The sequence below is a fragment of the Streptomyces kryoterrae genome (assembly GCF_054072135.1).
Window position 1 is genome coordinate 984,633 of sequence record NZ_CM133358.1, and the last position, 14,920, is coordinate 999,552.

Below are 14,920 nucleotides of genomic sequence, written 5' to 3' on the forward strand. Positions count from 1 at the left end.
CCTGTCGATGCCTTCGTGCTGTGCGAAGGGGGCGTTGCGGGTAGTGGCGGGGCAACGGCTCGGGTCACTGGAGCTCGTCGTGCGCCCAGCTGAGCGCTTCGACGACCGGGACCAGGCCCAGGGAGGTGCCGAGCAGGAGGATGACGACCTGCTCGACCTCCTCCGCTGTCGCGCCGGCCTCGGTCGCACGGTTGCAGTGAACGCGGAACCCGCCCTCGTTGCGGATGGCGGCGAAGGCTGCCAGCAGACAGAGTTCGCGCTGCTTCGCTTCCAGGGTTCCGTGTGCGTCGGCCGCACGGCGCAGGCCGCGGAAGGCGTCCGCCACGGCGTCCGAGGTCTCCCTCAGCCGGTCCAGGTTGGACACGAAGGTGTCCTGCTTGCTCAGGGGGTAGACCGGCGGTCCGCTGGGCTTGGGTGTGGTCACTTCTTCTCCTCCGGATCAACGTTCACGGGGTTGGCGAGACGGGCCAGCGCGGGCATCCCGTAGCTCTCGGCGTATTCAGCCGCCGCCGACCTGATCACGTCGGAGGGGGCCTTGGCGTACAGGCGTCGCCGGCTGACGAAGGACCCGGCGGCCGCGCGGATCCGGACGGCCGACTCGGTCATGGCCAGCAATGTCGCCGTGCCGTCGAGCACGGGTGCGCCATCCACCTCGCGGAGGCCGACGGAGTTAAGGAACGCCGTCACACGTCCGCCCGCCGGGATGATGACCTCGGCGCCTTGAGCCATGGTCGCTCGGGCCGCCGCCAGGAACGAGTCGGTGGCCCGCTGGCGGCCTTCGTCGTCCGAGAAGCATGCGTCCAGTTCGTGCGGTGTGAGGTCCATGCACTCGATGCCGGCCAGCCGTTCGCGCAACCCGTACTTGGCGACGTTCTCCTCGAAGCGTCCTCCGAAGTAGGGGTTCACGCCGACCAGGGAGAACTTGCTGCCCATGAGGCACGCCGTCAGCATCGACGTCTCGCCCAGGCCGAGCACCGGGATATCGACCATGGAGCGGGCCTCGCGCAGCGCTGGGTCGAGGATGTTGCCGATTGCGACCGCGTCGAAGCCGGACTGTTCGGCGTCCAGCACGGAGTCCAGGATCGACACGGAGTCGAGGCTTTCCCAGAACCGGAAGCTGTCGATGCGTCCGACCCGTGCTCCGCGCAGCTCGACCTCGGTGCCGTCGTCGACGAAGTCGTCGATGTAGCGGCGCAGGAAGGGAAAGTAGTTCGAGGAGTACGTGGCGTTGGACAGGCTCAGATACAGGATGCGGGTCACGGGGTTCGTCTTCCGATCACTGGGCTTGGTCGACGGTCTTGACGTCCTCGCGATACCAGTCGACGAACTCCTGGAGGCCGCTGAGCAGGTCGGTCGTCGTGGTGAGGCCAAGTTCCGAGGCCAGCCGCTCGGAGCTGACGTGCTGGTACCTGGTGCGCTCGTCGCGCCATTCGATGGTGGCCGGGTCGGAACCGTGGATGCGCACGAGCGCGGTGTAGAGCTCGTCCGCGGTGACCGGCGGCCCGACGACATTGACCGCCGTGCGCTCGACGCCGGCCATCTCCAGCGCGCGGACGGTGGCCAGCGCCGCGTCGTCGACGTGGACGAGAGCGTGCACGGCGTCCCGCTGCCAGGGCACGGACGGTCGCTCACCCCGGTCGAGTGCGTCGAGAATGTCGAGCAGGATGCCGGCGTTGGAGTCACGGTTGGCCCGAGGCCCGTAGATGGTGCCGTATCTGAGGATGACGTACGGGGCCCCGCCGGCATGGGCGAACGCCTCCGCGAAGGCCTCCGCGGCCAGCTTGCTCGCCGCGTACATGCTGAGACCGGGGCGGATCGACGCCTGGCCCTCGGTGAACGGCGGTGCCGCCGGGTCGCCGAACGGGCCGTAGACGCTGTGGGTCGACCCGAGCACCAGTCGTTCGACCCCGTGACGAGCCAACAGGCTCAGGAGGTCGTACGCCGCGCCCACGTTCACGTCGTACGCGGCGCGCGGTGACGCCGACGCGGTCTGGGTCCTGACCGCGGCCAGATGGACGACACTGTCGCACTCGCCGACAGCCGCCTCGAGTGCCTCGGTGTCGCGCAGGTCCATGGCGAGGAACTCGACGTCGTCCAGAGCGGCCAGGGCGTCGGAGCGCTCCGTGCGCATCACGTCCGTGGCCACGACGTCGTAACGGCCTGCCGCGCTCAGTCGCTCGACGACGTGCGAGCCGAGAAATCCCGCAGCGCCGGTCACGAGTACGCGTCGCCGGGCCATCACGCGACCCGCTCGAAGATCGCCGCGAGTCCCTGGCCTCCGCCGATGCACATGGTCTCCATTCCGTAGCGCGCCTCGCGACGGTCGAGTTCGCGGAGGAGGTTCGCGAGGATCCGGCCGCCGGTGGCGCCGATGGGGTGGCCGAGGGAGATGCCCGAACCGTTGACGTTGACCCGCTCCAGGTCACCATTGGTGAGTTTCCACTCGCGCAGACAGGCGAGCACCTGGGCGGCGAAGGCCTCGTTCAGCTCCACCAGATCGAGGTCCGACCATTGGAGTCCGGCTCGTTCGAGTGCCCGCTGCGCGGCGGGAACCGGGCCTATTCCCATGCGTTGTGGCTCCACGCCGGCGAGCGACCAGCTCACCAGCCGGGCGTAGGCGCGCAGTCCGAGCTGCTCGGCGCGTTCCGGCGTCGTGACGACGGCGACGGCGGCGGCGTCGTTCTGGCCGCTGGAGTTGCCCGCGGTCACGGTCGCCCCGTCGATGGCGCCCTCGAGTAGCGGGCGCAGACGGGCGAGCGACTCGACCGTGGTACCCGGCCGGGGGTGCTCGTCAGCGGTCACTGTGAGGTCGTCGCCCTTGCGACCCGGCACCACCACCGGGATCGTCTCGTCAGTGAAAAGGCCCCGTTCCATCGCACTGACGGCGCGGGCGTGCGAACGGACCGCCCACTCGTCCTGCTCCGTCCGGCTGATCCCGTACTCGGCACGCAGGTTCTCCGCCGTCTCGATCATCCCCCCGGACACCGGGAAACGTCGGCCTCCCGAGTTGCCGCGCGGCTGTGCGAGCCGGTCGAGCAGCTGCGGCTGACGGCCTTGGTTCCAGCGCATGCCAGGGATGTAGTACTCGGCCTGGCTCATGCTTTCGGCGCCGCCGGCGAGCACGAGCTCGGAACCGCCGGTCGCGACCTGCATGCACGCGTAGATCACGGCCTGCAGTCCTGATCCGCACCGCCGGTCGATCTGCAGGCCGGGAACGGTGATGTCCAGGCCGGCGTCCAGGGCGGCGATCCGGCCGATGGCCGCCGCCTCTCCGTTGGCGTATCCCTGGCCGAAGATCACGTCGTCGATGTCCTCGCCGGTGATGCCGGTGCGGTCGACCAGGCCCTTGACGACCGTGGCGGCCAGATGCGTGACGGGGAGGTCCTTGAACACCCCCCCGTAGCGCCCGACCGGGGTGCGGACGGGTTCGCAGATGACGGCCTCGAACATGGTTCGTCTCCTTGGGGACATGGTCAGACGCTGGACTCTCCGCCATCGAGGGCAATGGTCTGCCCCGTCAGGAAGTCGGGTGCGTCGAGGGACAGGTAGGTCACGAGATCGGCGAGTTCCTCGGGCCGTCCCATGCGGCGTGCCGGGATCCGCCTCAGCACCCTGGCGACCGCGGCCTCGTCGTCGCGCAGCTCGGCGTTGATGTCCGTCGCGAAGTAGCCGGGTGCCACGGCGTTCATCTGCGCTCCGAACTTCGCCCACTCCGCTGCCGCGGCACGGGTGAAGTTGATGACGGCGCCCTTCGACGCGCCGTAGGCGGTGAATCCGGGTCGTCCGAGCAGTCCGAACACCGAGGCGACGTTGATCGCCCGGCCGGAACCCGCCGACACGAAGTGCCGAGCCGCCGCCCGACTGCACAGGAACATGCCCCGCGCGTTGATGTCGAAGATGCGGTCCCAGTCGTCCTCCGTCGTCTCGGCGAGGCTGACCTGCGCGGTCACACCGGCGTTGTTGACCAGGACGTCCAGACGTCCGTACTCCTCCAGGCACGCATCGAACAGGGCCTGAACAGACGCACCGTCGGAAACGTCGGTCGGAACAGCCAGGGCGGTGCCGCCCTCACCGAGCAGGGTGTCGCGGAGTTCCGCAAGATGGTGGGACGTGCGGCCTGCGAGGACGACGGCGACCTTGCGGCGGGCCAGGCTGTGGGCGACGGCGCGGCCGAGGCCTCGGCCCGCGCCCGTGACGATGGCGACCTGTGTGGACATGGATTCAAGATGTCTGACATTCAACTCCCTGTCAAGGTGCGATCAGCGTGTTTCACGGACAAGGCATTTAAGGCATCACCGCAGGTGGCGGCCCATCGAACTCGAAGCGCTCCGTCGGCCGGCCCGCGCCGAAACCTCGGGATCGCCACGCCGCTACCCGGACCGCGACAGGCGGCGCAGGCCCCGCGCGCACAGTCGATCGACTTGACAAGGTGGCACTGGCGAATCACCGACCCTGCCCCTGCGGTGCGACCTCACGGCATCGGCTGCGTCCGCCCGGCCGGCGCCTCGGGACGCCGATCATTCCGGTCCACAGGCGGAGACCGGACGAGAACCGGGGTTGCAGGCTTGCCAGTGTCTGACAGTTGACCGGCTGAAGGGTCAAGGTTAGATTCACGAGATGGCGCCAGCCACGCCGGTCGCCGAGTCGTCCTCGTACGGTCCGGCCCAGCTCACGGCCGCCTCCTGTTCATCCGTGCCGCCCTGCCGCACAGGACCATTCCCGCTGCCCCGTCAGGGCGCCACACAGCGCGCACCCCAAGGAAAGGAAGGTTCGAGATGCCGATCGAGAGCTTCTCGATGCTTATCGACGGTCAGTGGCGGGAGAGTACCGACGGCGCGACGTTCAGGTGTACTAGTCCGTTCGACGGCGAGGACTGGGCGGAGGTGTCGACAGCGACCGCGGGGGATGTGGGTGCCGCGGTGGCCGCGGCACGGCAGGCCTTCGAGCACGGTCCATGGTCGGCCGCGAGTCCCTTGATGCGTGCGGGCCTGTTGCGCCGGCTGGGCGACCTGATCACGCAGAGCTCCGCCGAGCTGGCAGCCGTGCAGGTACGCGAGAACGGCAAGCTGATCCGTGAAGTGGCCGACCAGGCAAAGGCGTTGGCGAACCACTGCTATTTCTTCGCCGGGGTGGCAGAGAGCCCGATCGGTGAGACGCTGGCGACGAGCGTGCCGAACATGCAGGCGTTCACGGTTCGCGAGCCGATCGGCGTGGTTGCCCTGATCACGCCGTGGAACAGCCCGCTGATGCTGTTGATGGCCAAGCTGGCGCCGGCCCTGGCGGCCGGGTGCACCGTGGTGGTCAAGCCGTCGGAGATCACGCCGGTTTCGACGTTGGTGTTCGCTCGGCTCATCAAGGAGGCGGGCTTCCCTGACGGTGTGGTCAACGTGGTGACCGGGGCCGGCGAGACCGGGGCCGCGCTGGTGGCTCACCCCGGGGTCGACAAGATCTCGTTCACCGGATCGTCGGCGGTGGGCAAGCAGATCGCAGCCACGGCGGCCGCTCGGCTGGCCCGTGTGACGCTGGAGCTGGGGGGCAAGTCACCGAACATCGTCTTTCCCGACGCCGATCTGGACAACGCCGTCAACGGTGTGATGGCCGGAATCTTCGCGGCCACTGGCCAAACCTGCATGGCAGGGTCCCGCGTCCTGGTCCACGACGACATCTACGACGACTTCGCCAAGACGCTCTCCACCCGTGCCGCACAGATCCGGCTGGGCGATCCGAGCGACCCCGCCAGCGAAATGGGCACGGTCGCCTGCCGGGCGCAGTACGACAAGGTGCTTCGGTACATCGACATCGCCAAGGCCGAGGGCGCGGTGCTCGCCACCGGAGGCAAGCGCCCGGACGATCCCGCCCTGGAGAAGGGGTTGTTCGTCGAACCGACGGTGTTCACCGAGGTCACCAACGACATGCGCATCGCCCGCGAGGAAGTGTTCGGGCCGGTTGCGTCACTGATCCGGTTCCGCGACGAGGACGACGCCGTCCGCATCTCCAACGACAGCAGCTTCGGCCTGGCCGCCGGAGTGTGGACCCGCGACATCGCGCTGGCCCACCGGATGATCCGGCGCCTGCGCGCGGGCACGGTGTGGATCAACAACTACCGCAAGGTCAACTACGTCGCCCCGTTCGGCGGCTTCAAGGAGAGCGGCATCGGACGGGAGAACAGCGTCCATGCCGTGAACGAGTACACCGAGGTCAAGACCGCCTGGATCGACACCGGCAACGTCATCAAGGACCCCTTCAACCCGCGGGCTTGACCCTGGGGACAGCGGCCCGAAGCCGGGGCCCCATCTTCCATCCTCACAGGCACGGGTGGCAGACCTGAGCTGCGTCGACTCCGGGTCGAGTCTGCTGTGAAGTGATCAGGCACCCGAAAAAGGGCATAAACGCCAGGCTTAGCGGACGCCCTGGCCAAACACCCAGGACGCGCCTGGCACTCGTGGTCAGAATTCCCGTGGAGGATCGATGATGAGGCATCGACCCGAATCCAAGAAATGACGGATGCCCTTCTGCCGCTCTACACAAGGGGGATCTTCATCACGGGAAGAAGCTATCCAGGGAGGATTTTCTCCCCCCTTTGCCAGGCGGAGACAGCTGCACCCTCAGATACTCTGAGCCTCAAGCCAGGCTGAGAAGGCCTCGACCGTTGTTGAGGAAAGGCCGGTTCACCGAACGTCGACAGCGCGGATGTCCGACGAGGGAGGGGCCCGCGTGCTCATCGACACCTACGGCCGGCAGGCCACCGACCTGAGAGTCTCACTCACCGACCGCTGCAACCTGCGCTGTACGTACTGCATGCCCGAGGAGGGTTTGCAGTGGCTGGGCAAGAGCGACCTGCTGAGCGATGACGAGATCGTCCGTCTGATCGACATCGCGGTCACCTCGCTAGGTGTCGAGGAGGTTCGCTTCACCGGCGGTGAGCCGTTGCTGCGTCCCGGGCTGGTCGGGATGGTCGAGCGCGTCGCTGCCCTGGACGCCCGCCCACAGATGTCCCTGACAACCAACGGTATCGGTCTCAAGCGCACCGCGGCCGCGCTGAAGGCGGCGGGCCTGGACCGGGTCAACGTCTCGCTGGACACCCTGCGCCCGGACGTCTTCAAGACCCTCACCCGCCGGGACCGTATCCAGGACGTCCTGGAGGGAATGCGGGCCGCTCGCGAGGCGGGCCTGACCCCGGTCAAGGTGAACAGCGTGCTGATGCGGGGCCTCAACGACGACGAGGCCCCGGACCTGCTGGCCTGGGCGATCGAGCACGATTACGAACTGCGGTTCATCGAGCAGATGCCGCTCGACGCCCAGCACGGCTGGAAACGCGACGGCATGATCACCGCCGGGGACATCCTGACTTCCCTGCGCACCCGCTTCACGCTCACGGAAGAGGGCTCCGGGGAGCGCGGCTCGGCCCCGGCGGAGCGTTGGATCGTCGACGGCGGCCCGCACCGCGTGGGCGTCATCGCCTCGGTCACTCGCCCGTTCTGCGCGGCCTGCGACCGCACGCGCCTGACGGCTGACGGCCAGGTACGCACCTGCCTGTTCGCCCGCGAGGAGACCGACCTGCGCGCAGCGCTCCGCTCCGGCGCCCCGGACGAGGAGATCGCCCGCATCTGGCGCCTGGCGATGTGGGGCAAGAAGGCGGGCGCGGGCCTGGACGACCCGTCCTTCGTCCAGCCGGACAGGCCGATGTCCGCCATCGGCGGCTAGACCGCAACGCCCCGAAACCAGAAAGAACGATGGAGTGGAAAATCAGACGCCATCTGAAAGTGAAACCCCTCGGGGAGCATCAGAGGGTGAAGATATCAGCCGGTTTGCCATCGGAGTCATCCTTTTGACATCAACAATCATGACCCTCCTGGCTGAACTCGCGTTCACCGTCTTCGGTGCGGGGCTAAAAGCAACAGCAATAGCTGGCGTGAGTGCATTCAGTGGCACCTTTGGGCTCGGCTGTATCGTCGCCAAGAGGTCGGGATATATCGGAACCGGCACTTAAAGCCTGCCCCATGCCTCCACTGCCATGAGCTGAACAATTGAGGGGAGATACATCTTTCCCTCCCAGTCGGGCGAGAGTCATGGCAACGTTGCTGATCATGAATGAGCCGACACGTTTCGTCGCGCTGCCGATTCAACCGACAAGTTAGGAGTACTCCGTTGGGTCAGAATCGGGGCGAAGCCGCCCACCCCGAGCGCCACTCCGGCGACGCTCTCGCCAGTCAGTCCCAGGTCGCTCTGCTCGACGCCCCGCACCTTGCCCGAGCGCGTGACGACGACGGGTGACTGGGTGCCACGGCCACCGCGGGGGCTCGCCAGGGCACTGGAGGCGTTCGGTGTGCAGATCGGCCGCGACTATCTCGTCACCGCGCAGACTCTCCCGATCAACGAGGTCCCCTCCCGCTACACCGCGCCGGTCAGCATCATCCACGGCTCCGACGACGCGCTCATTCCCCCGAGCCGGTCCGAGGACTACGCCGCCCGTTTCCGGAACGGCGAACTGCATCTGCTTCCTGGTCAGGACCACGAGTTCAGCCGGAATCCTGACCAGCCGGCCGCGCTGGTCGCCCGCTTCATGACCGCGCACCTGCGCTGACTGAGGCGTGTCAACTGCCCTGTTTCTCTCCCTGCTTTTGAAAGACGCCGACGTGAAATGCGCAGAAGGACCGACGTGGTGACCGCACGACTGAATGAGGACGATGGCCCCACCGTCCCGAACCCACCCGAGGACGGTGCGGCCGAGTCGGCTCCGCGCAGGCCGCGACGCTGGCGGCGGCGGATCGGCTGGGCCGTGGTCGTCGTCGGCGTGCTGATCGTGATCACGGTGGTCGGTGGTCTGATCTACGTGCGCACCACACCGTTCGGTGCGTCTCCGTCCGGCGAGCGGCAGGCCAGGATCGAGAGGTCACCGCAGTGGCACGACGGCGAGTTCAGGGACCCCCAGCCGCTGTGGCTGTCCCCGCGGGCACCGCTCGCAGGGACGATCTTCGACGGTGACAGCAGCGATACCAGTAGCCCGGATCAGCCCCTTCACATCGCGGCGACCGACACCAGTCTGTTCGATGATCCGCCGGCGGAGGGGCTGCGCATCACCTGGTTCGGCCACTCGTCGACGCTGATGGAGATCGACGGTACCCGAGTGCTGATCGACCCGTTCTGGGGAGAACAGGCAGGGCCGAACGGCCTGCTCGGCATCAAGCCGTTCTACCCGGCGCCCGCCGCACTCTCCGATCTCCGCCCGGTGGATGTCGTGGTCATCTCGCATGACCACTGGGATCACCTCGACCAACCGACGATCAGTGCGATGTCCGGCTGGTCGGACACCACGTTCGTGGTGCCCCTGGGAATCGGAGCGGACCTGGAACGGTGGGGTGTCCCCGCGCAGCAGATTCGCGAACTCGACTGGTGGCAGACCACCAAGGTCGGCTCCCTGGAACTCGTCTCCACTCCCGCCCGGCACAACTCGGGCCGAGACCCGCTGCGCAGCAACGAAACCCTGTGGTCGGGGTGGGCGTTGCGCGGCCCGCAGCACCGGGCTTGGTACTCGGGCGACACCGGGTACGCGCCCGCTCTCACGCAGATCGGCGAACGCCTCGGGCCGTTCGACGTGACTCTGATCGAATCAGGGGAGTACGACCCGGACTGGCCGGACCAGCACCTGGGACCCGAACTCGCCGTGCGCGTGAACGAACTGGTGGGCGGCAAGCTGATCATTCCGGTGCACTGGGGACTGTTCGATCTCGCGCCGCACAGCTGGACAGAACCGGTCGAGCGGGTGCGAGCGGAAGCGGAATGCCAGAAGCAGGGTTACCTGGTGCTCGTCCCGGGGGTGCCGACGGAGCCGACCGCGGACGCCGTTGCCGCACAGCGGCAGTGGTGGCCGAAGCTGCCGTGGCGCACCGCTGCGGAGACACCGATCACCCCAACGGTCGACGGCGATCCGGACGAGCGGGTCGGCTACGTTCCATGCGTGTTGAGCGGCCGGTAGGCCGAGCCCGCGCGATGAGCAGAGGTGCGCCGGTCAGCGTTCTCACGCTGCACGGCGCCCTCGCACCACGGGCCATGGCGACCCTCCGCAACCTCGCCATCGGCGTGCTGAAAACCCTCGGAGCCGACAACATCGCCAAGACCACCCGGGCGATCCGCGACGAGCCCCAACGAGTACTCCCCATCCTGGGCATCCCCAACGAACCGGACACCTACGGAACTTGATCAAGCCCTGCTGTTCTGGCTGCCGAATTTTCTGAGGCCGCCGTCGCGCAGTAAGCCGCTTTTCCCCTGCAGCGCTGCGGCGGCCCGCTCGCTTTCCATCCCAAGATGGAAGTCATCGCGGAAACACGCCCCTTTCCATTCGGGAACGATAAGCATGTCACCGGGCGTCTGCGTCACCAGCGGCTCGGTGCGTCGACGAAGCGACGCAGTATCCAACGTCCACCTCTCGGACCAACTGCGCGACGGGTCCGTCGTCGGCGCGGACCAGGCAGTGAGCGGCGGCCGGCGCTCCGGGCTCTGGCGGATCTGGGCGGCATCCGCGTAGTGGGCCTGGGGGACGCGGATGACGATGCGGCCGGTGGTGTCACCGCCAGGTCGGTCGGCAGAGCAGTAGTTGACGTCCGACACGGCGATCCACTCCGCAGAGGAACGGCGGCTGTTCCATCCCTCAGCAACCCGCACCGTCCGCGCGGCCATCGCCAACGCTGACCGCCGCGCCAGCGAGGCGTGCGGCTTCCGCACCGTACAGCGAGCCAAAGCCCGGCGCTTCTTGTGGAACTCTCCCAATTCATTGAGGCGATTGACGCCAGCCACGCTATCCAGCGTGGCAACAATCACATCCGAGAAAGGGGGGAGAGTTTATTCCCAGGATATCTTTCTCCCCGGATGAAACTCTCCTCTTTTCTCGCCTTCGTTCGTATATAAAGATCGATCGTGAACATTCCCCTCTCCCACGGACCACGACCCGAGAATTACCACGGAACGATGAGCGGGGTCTTCTTTTCCACCAGCCCAGAAAGGCGCTCATGACGACGTCGACGCTGGACCGGCCCGTTCCCACGGTAGTCCCGGAGCGACAGCCACCCCTTCCAGATCGACAGCCACCCGCCACGCCGCCAGGGAACCGGAGAACCGGCAAAGCGTTGTGGTGGCTGGCGTGCCTGATCTGCGGCGGCCTTGTGGGCCTTGCCCTCGGCCTCGTCAGCACGCTACGCGGACGGGTGCCGTCCCGGCGCCGTGTGGGGGCGGTCGCCGCCGGAGCGGTGGTGCAACTGGTGTGCGCCGGTTCCTTCGTCGCGGTCGGCGCCGCCGACGAGTTCCGCACCTGCGCGGTACAACCCGCCCAACCCGCCGCCGACGCGTACGGCAACGCGGCGGCCAATGGGGACGGGGGCCCGTGGGAAACGACCCGCACGATAGTCAACGCGCCGGTCTCCGGGGCGGCCCTGCTCTACGGCGTGGCCAAAGGCGGCGACCTGTACCAGTGCACCGACAACGGGACGACCGCCGTGGTCCTGCAGGACGGGGTCGTCCGCGCAGGCACCATGTTCGGCACCGTCTTCCTCACCGACCAGCGCATGGAGGCGGACACACCGCACATGCAGCGCCTGTCGGAGCACGAGGCCCGGCATGCCGACCAGTGGGCGGCGTTCTCGATCGCCGCAGGGCCGTCCGCCTTCCCCGCGCTGTACGCCCTCGACGAGGCAGTCTTCCCCGGCGCCTTCAACCACTTCGAGCGTCACGCGGGTCTCCAGGACGGCGGCTATGAAGCGCCATCGGGCTGCCCTTCCATCGCAGGCCAGCTGACCCTCCTCTCCCTCGGAGGGCTTGCCGCCAGCATCCTGGTTGTCTGGCCCAGGCTCCGCCGCTCGCCGAATTCCGCCCGCTCCGGCGAGGCGGTGCCGCAGCGGCGAAGCCCTGCTCAGGCCCCGGCACATCCGGCTTCGCCACCGACGTAAAACCCAGCCGGCTCTGCGGTTGGCGTGTACACACTCACACTCAAGGAGGGAGGTTCCTTCCCCGGGACAGTTCCGTCCTGGGAAAGAACCGTCCCTTCCTCAGGCGGAGCGTTGGTGAAAGGCTCGGGCAGTCGGTGATGAACACGGCGGCGAGGTACTGCCTCGTCGCCGCCGGGCAGGCGGCCGAGAGCGTCGGCAGAGCTGAACAGCCCCCCTCCACGTTCAATAGCCCGACCGTACCCGCCGTCCTCCTGGACCTTCGAACTCACCTAAGGACCTTGTTATGAGCACGCAGCCCACCACGAACCCCGCGGTCGCCTCGGGCACTTTCGACCTGGGTGGCGACCTGACGGTCAACCGTCTCGGTTACGGCGCCATGCAGCTGACGGGCCCCGGCGTTTGGGGCGAGCCGCGAGATCCGGACGAGGCCATCCGAGTCCTGCGCCGAGCCGTGGAGCTGGGCATCAACTTCATCGACACGGCCGACGCCTACGGACCGTTCGTCAACGAGCAGCTGATCCGCAAGGCTCTGCATCCCTACGCCGATGACCTGGTCATCGCCACCAAGGGCGGTCTCACCCGCCCGGGCCCAGGCGACTGGCGACCCAACGGCCGGCCCGAGTACCTGCGTCAGCAGGTGGAGTTGAGCCTGCGCCACCTCGGACTCGAGCGCATCGATCTGTATCAGCTGCATCGCATCGACCCCACGGTTCCGCTCGCCGACCAACTGGGGGAGCTGGCCCGGCTGCAGCAAGAAGGCAAGCTGCGCCACATCGGCGTGTCGGAAGTGACGGTCGAAGAGCTGAAGGAAGCCCGCACACACACCGAGATCGTCTCCGTGCAGAACCTCTACAACCTCGCGAACCGCTCGGCTGAAGGCGTACTCAACTACGTCGAGGCTGAGAACATCGCGTTCATCCCCTGGTTCCCGATCGCCACCGGCGAGCTCGCCCGTCCGGGCGGCCCCCTGGACGCCGCATCCAAACAGCATGAGGCGAGCCCCTCGCAGCTCGCCCTCGCCTGGCTCCTGCGCCGCTCCCCCGTGATACTTCCGATTCCCGGCACCTCCAGGGTGTCGCATCTGGAGGAGAACACCGCCGCCGCACTGGTCCGACTCACCGACGACGAGTTCAGCTCTCTCACCGACGCCATCTGATCCGCAGGACGCCGAAGTATGCCGGGGCAGGGCGTCCTGTGGTGCGAACCAGTGCTGTAGGACGTCCGCCATGCGCACGTGACGGCGGGGGGCGTCTCCGCCAACCAGGCGCGTGGAGCGAAGTCTCTTCATGCGTATGGGGATGACGAGTGTCCTCCTGTCACGCGTCGACCCACACCGGATTCCTCGGCCTCGTCGCCGACGACCCGAGGGTTCCCGCAGGGACTCCGTGCAGCGTGACCACGCGGGAGGCTACCGTCAGCAGATGTCTTCGTCGGCTCTGGCGATGAAGAAGACGCAAGTCTGCTCGTCCTCCCCTCTTCTCGTGGAAGCCCTTTACATCTTCTTAGTCTTGGAGATCGGCCAGAAAATCCTCGACCTCCTCGATCCACGGAAAGGGGTCGTCGTCTGGCAGGTCCGGCGTCGGCAGTAGCAGCGGTACGTGATCTCGACAACCGTAAGCCGTCAGGCTCGTCAGGGGCTGCGATGCCCGCGCCATCCCCACCAGCACGAGCGGTGCGTGCGTCATCGGCGCGCTCCCTCACCACGGAGTCGAGCCGTCCGGACGGACCCTCCGGACACACGCAGCCCCGGGGCACCGCCGATCTTGCGGGTGAAGCCGCCGGTCTGGCGGATCGTGAACGTGAAAACCGCCCCATGGGCGTGCGGATTGGGCGGAAGCCGATCGACGAGGGCTTTCGGCGGCGTCAGATGTGTGGCTCCGAGGGGTACAGGTGCTGGTCCGTGGCCCAGGAGGCGAGGATGCGCAGCCGGTCGTGGGCGGAGGAGCCAGGGGCGGCGGTCCAGACGGTCAGGTGCTGGTCGGGGTCGGTGTTGGCGGTGAGGGTGTCCCAGTCCAGGACGAGTTCCCCGACGACCGGATGGTTGAGGGTCTTCGTGCCCACTGTGCGGGCGGCGACGTGGTGATCACCCCACCAGCGGGCGAACTGTGCGTCCCGCAGGGACAGTTCACCGACCAGCTCAATCAGGCGGGGATCTTCAGGAAACTTCGCGGCTTCCATCCGCAGCTGGGCCACGGAGAGGTGCGCCGAGGTCTTCCAGTCGGCGTACAGGGTGCGCATAGCCGGATCCGTGAAGGTGATCCGCGGGTAGTTGCGATGCTTTTCCGGGAGGCGGGAGAAGTCGGTGACCAGGGCAGCCGCAAGTGCATTCCAGGCCAGAATGTCGCCGCGCCTGCCCTGCACGATGGCGGGGGTGGCGGTGAGGTCGTCCAGTACCCGCTGCAGCTGCGGCTGGACCTGCTGCCGACCGCGCCGTCTCGTGCGGGTGGTGGTCTTGCCCGCGAGCTGAAAGAGGTAGCCGCCCTCGTCGTCGTCCAGCTGGAGTACGCGGGCCAGGATGTCCAGTATGGGTGCGGAGGCGTGCATGCGGCCCTGCTCGAGACGGGTGTAGTAGTCGGTGCTGATGCTGGCGAGCCGGGCGACCTCCTCACGGCGCAGCCCTGCCACCCGGCGGGGCCTGTCGGTCTCGGGCAGTCCGACCGTGCGCGGGCTCAGCTCCGAGCGGCGCTTCTTGAGGAATTCTCCCAGTTCGTTGAGGGGGACGTTGGCAGTCACGCTTCCCAGCATGACACCGATTCCATCCGGGAAAGGGGGGAGAATTCCCTCCCAGGATGTTCCCCTCCCGGGATGGATTTCACCGCTTTTTCGCGCCCCGACCTCGTTTGTGAGGCTGGATATCCAGTCGCTGTTGCAGGTCTTCCCGGCTTCGGCACGCGGAGCCTGGCAGCGAAGGAACACCGCTCATCCGCAAGCACGCCACCTGCATGTACCAGCGGCTCCGTGGTTCTCGCGATCGGCTGAGA

General features: G+C 67.5%; 16 protein-coding genes. 8 read left to right on the forward strand and 8 right to left on the reverse strand.

The genetic code is table 11. The annotated features are described in order from the left end of the window. Positions 1-64: 64 nt before the first annotated feature. From ACW4TU_RS04005 to ACW4TU_RS04025, 5 genes are read right to left on the reverse strand one after another with little or no spacing between them, the layout of a single operon-like run. The gene (locus tag ACW4TU_RS04005; RefSeq protein ID WP_457424675.1) at positions 65-424 is read right to left on the reverse strand and encodes a carboxymuconolactone decarboxylase family protein; all 360 of its coding nucleotides are present in this window, start codon (positions 422-424) and stop codon (positions 65-67) included. After that, positions 421-1,260 carry an aspartate/glutamate racemase family protein gene (locus ACW4TU_RS04010; RefSeq protein WP_457424677.1) on the reverse strand — a complete coding sequence of 280 codons (840 nt, stop codon included), beginning with the start codon at positions 1,258-1,260 and terminating at the stop codon, positions 421-423. The genes ACW4TU_RS04005 and ACW4TU_RS04010 overlap by 4 nt, the downstream gene beginning before the upstream one ends. Before the next feature lie 16 nt (positions 1,261-1,276). After that, positions 1,277-2,218, reverse strand: coding sequence for an NAD-dependent epimerase/dehydratase family protein (locus ACW4TU_RS04015; RefSeq protein WP_457424679.1), 942 nt, complete (start codon positions 2,216-2,218; stop codon positions 1,277-1,279). Positions 2,219-2,238: 20 nt separating this feature from the next. Beyond that, positions 2,239-3,450: an acetyl-CoA C-acetyltransferase gene (locus ACW4TU_RS04020; protein ID WP_457424681.1), complete on the reverse strand. Its 1,212-nt coding sequence runs from the start codon at positions 3,448-3,450 to the stop codon at positions 2,239-2,241. 23 nt (positions 3,451-3,473) lie between these two features. Then, entirely contained in the window at positions 3,474-4,217 is a 744-nt protein-coding gene (locus ACW4TU_RS04025) for an SDR family NAD(P)-dependent oxidoreductase (protein ID WP_457424683.1), read from the reverse strand. 558 nt (positions 4,218-4,775) lie between these two features. Here ACW4TU_RS04025 and ACW4TU_RS04030 point away from each other — a divergent pair. The 6 genes from ACW4TU_RS04030 to ACW4TU_RS04055 all read left to right on the forward strand — a co-directional run bounded on the left by ACW4TU_RS04030 (position 4,776) and on the right by ACW4TU_RS04055 (position 10,200). Continuing rightward, positions 4,776-6,260, forward strand: coding sequence for an aldehyde dehydrogenase (locus tag ACW4TU_RS04030; RefSeq protein WP_457424685.1), 1,485 nt, complete (start codon positions 4,776-4,778; stop codon positions 6,258-6,260). Positions 6,261-6,714: 454 nt separating this feature from the next. Beyond that, positions 6,715-7,704 carry a GTP 3',8-cyclase MoaA gene (gene moaA / locus ACW4TU_RS04035; RefSeq protein WP_457424687.1) on the forward strand — a complete coding sequence of 330 codons (990 nt, stop codon included), beginning with the start codon at positions 6,715-6,717 and terminating at the stop codon, positions 7,702-7,704. Between the two features lie 444 nt (positions 7,705-8,148). Further along, positions 8,149-8,274, forward strand: coding sequence for a hypothetical protein (locus ACW4TU_RS04040; RefSeq protein WP_457424689.1), 126 nt, complete (start codon positions 8,149-8,151; stop codon positions 8,272-8,274). Next, the gene (locus tag ACW4TU_RS04045; RefSeq protein ID WP_457424691.1) at positions 8,258-8,584 is read left to right on the forward strand and encodes an alpha/beta hydrolase family protein; all 327 of its coding nucleotides are present in this window, start codon (positions 8,258-8,260) and stop codon (positions 8,582-8,584) included. Before ACW4TU_RS04040 ends, ACW4TU_RS04045 begins: the two co-directional genes overlap by 17 nt. Before the next feature lie 78 nt (positions 8,585-8,662). Next, positions 8,663-9,976 carry an MBL fold metallo-hydrolase gene (locus ACW4TU_RS04050; RefSeq protein WP_457424693.1) on the forward strand — a complete coding sequence of 438 codons (1,314 nt, stop codon included), beginning with the start codon at positions 8,663-8,665 and terminating at the stop codon, positions 9,974-9,976. Between the two features lie 14 nt (positions 9,977-9,990). Further along, positions 9,991-10,200 (forward strand): hypothetical protein, encoded by a 210-nt coding sequence (locus ACW4TU_RS04055; RefSeq protein ID WP_457424695.1) that lies wholly within the window; start codon positions 9,991-9,993, stop codon positions 10,198-10,200. Here ACW4TU_RS04055 and ACW4TU_RS04060 read toward each other — a convergent pair whose 3' ends face one another. Beyond that, positions 10,201-10,794, reverse strand: a complete 594-nt coding sequence (locus ACW4TU_RS04060) for a hypothetical protein (RefSeq protein WP_457424697.1) — start codon at positions 10,792-10,794, stop codon at positions 10,201-10,203. Between the two features lie 407 nt (positions 10,795-11,201). Here ACW4TU_RS04060 and ACW4TU_RS04065 point away from each other — a divergent pair, with 407 nt between their 5' ends. Together ACW4TU_RS04065 and ACW4TU_RS04070 are read left to right on the forward strand one after the other, a co-directional pair. Continuing rightward, entirely contained in the window at positions 11,202-11,939 is a 738-nt protein-coding gene (locus tag ACW4TU_RS04065) for a hypothetical protein (protein ID WP_457424699.1), read from the forward strand. A gap of 283 nt (positions 11,940-12,222) precedes the next feature. Further along, entirely contained in the window at positions 12,223-13,095 is an 873-nt protein-coding gene (locus ACW4TU_RS04070; protein WP_457424701.1) for an aldo/keto reductase, read from the forward strand. A 346-nt stretch (positions 13,096-13,441) separates the two neighbouring features. Here ACW4TU_RS04070 and ACW4TU_RS04075 read toward each other — a convergent pair whose 3' ends face one another. Together ACW4TU_RS04075 and ACW4TU_RS04080 are read right to left on the reverse strand one after the other, a co-directional pair. After that, entirely contained in the window at positions 13,442-13,624 is a 183-nt protein-coding gene (locus ACW4TU_RS04075; RefSeq protein WP_457424703.1) for a hypothetical protein, read from the reverse strand. Between the two features lie 178 nt (positions 13,625-13,802). After that, entirely contained in the window at positions 13,803-14,684 is an 882-nt protein-coding gene (locus tag ACW4TU_RS04080; RefSeq protein ID WP_457424705.1) for a helix-turn-helix domain-containing protein, read from the reverse strand. Between the last annotated feature and the right edge of the window lie 236 nt (positions 14,685-14,920).

What these genes read in the sequence shown, in the direction of transcription:
- ACW4TU_RS04020 (WP_457424681.1), bottom strand. Translation starts at nt 3,450, where the DNA reads ATGTTCGAGGCCGTCATCTGCGAACCCGTCCGCACCCCGGTCGGGCGC.
- ACW4TU_RS04025 (WP_457424683.1), bottom strand. Translation starts at nt 4,217, where the DNA reads ATGTCCACACAGGTCGCCATCGTCACGGGCGCGGGCCGAGGCCTCGGC.
- ACW4TU_RS04030 (WP_457424685.1), top strand. Translation starts at nt 4,776, where the DNA reads ATGCCGATCGAGAGCTTCTCGATGCTTATCGACGGTCAGTGGCGGGAG.
- ACW4TU_RS04055 (WP_457424695.1), top strand. Translation starts at nt 9,991, where the DNA reads ATGAGCAGAGGTGCGCCGGTCAGCGTTCTCACGCTGCACGGCGCCCTC.
- ACW4TU_RS04070 (WP_457424701.1), top strand. Translation starts at nt 12,223, where the DNA reads ATGAGCACGCAGCCCACCACGAACCCCGCGGTCGCCTCGGGCACTTTC.
- ACW4TU_RS04075 (WP_457424703.1), bottom strand. Translation starts at nt 13,624, where the DNA reads ATGACGCACGCACCGCTCGTGCTGGTGGGGATGGCGCGGGCATCGCAG.
- ACW4TU_RS04080 (WP_457424705.1), bottom strand. Translation starts at nt 14,684, where the DNA reads ATGCTGGGAAGCGTGACTGCCAACGTCCCCCTCAACGAACTGGGAGAA.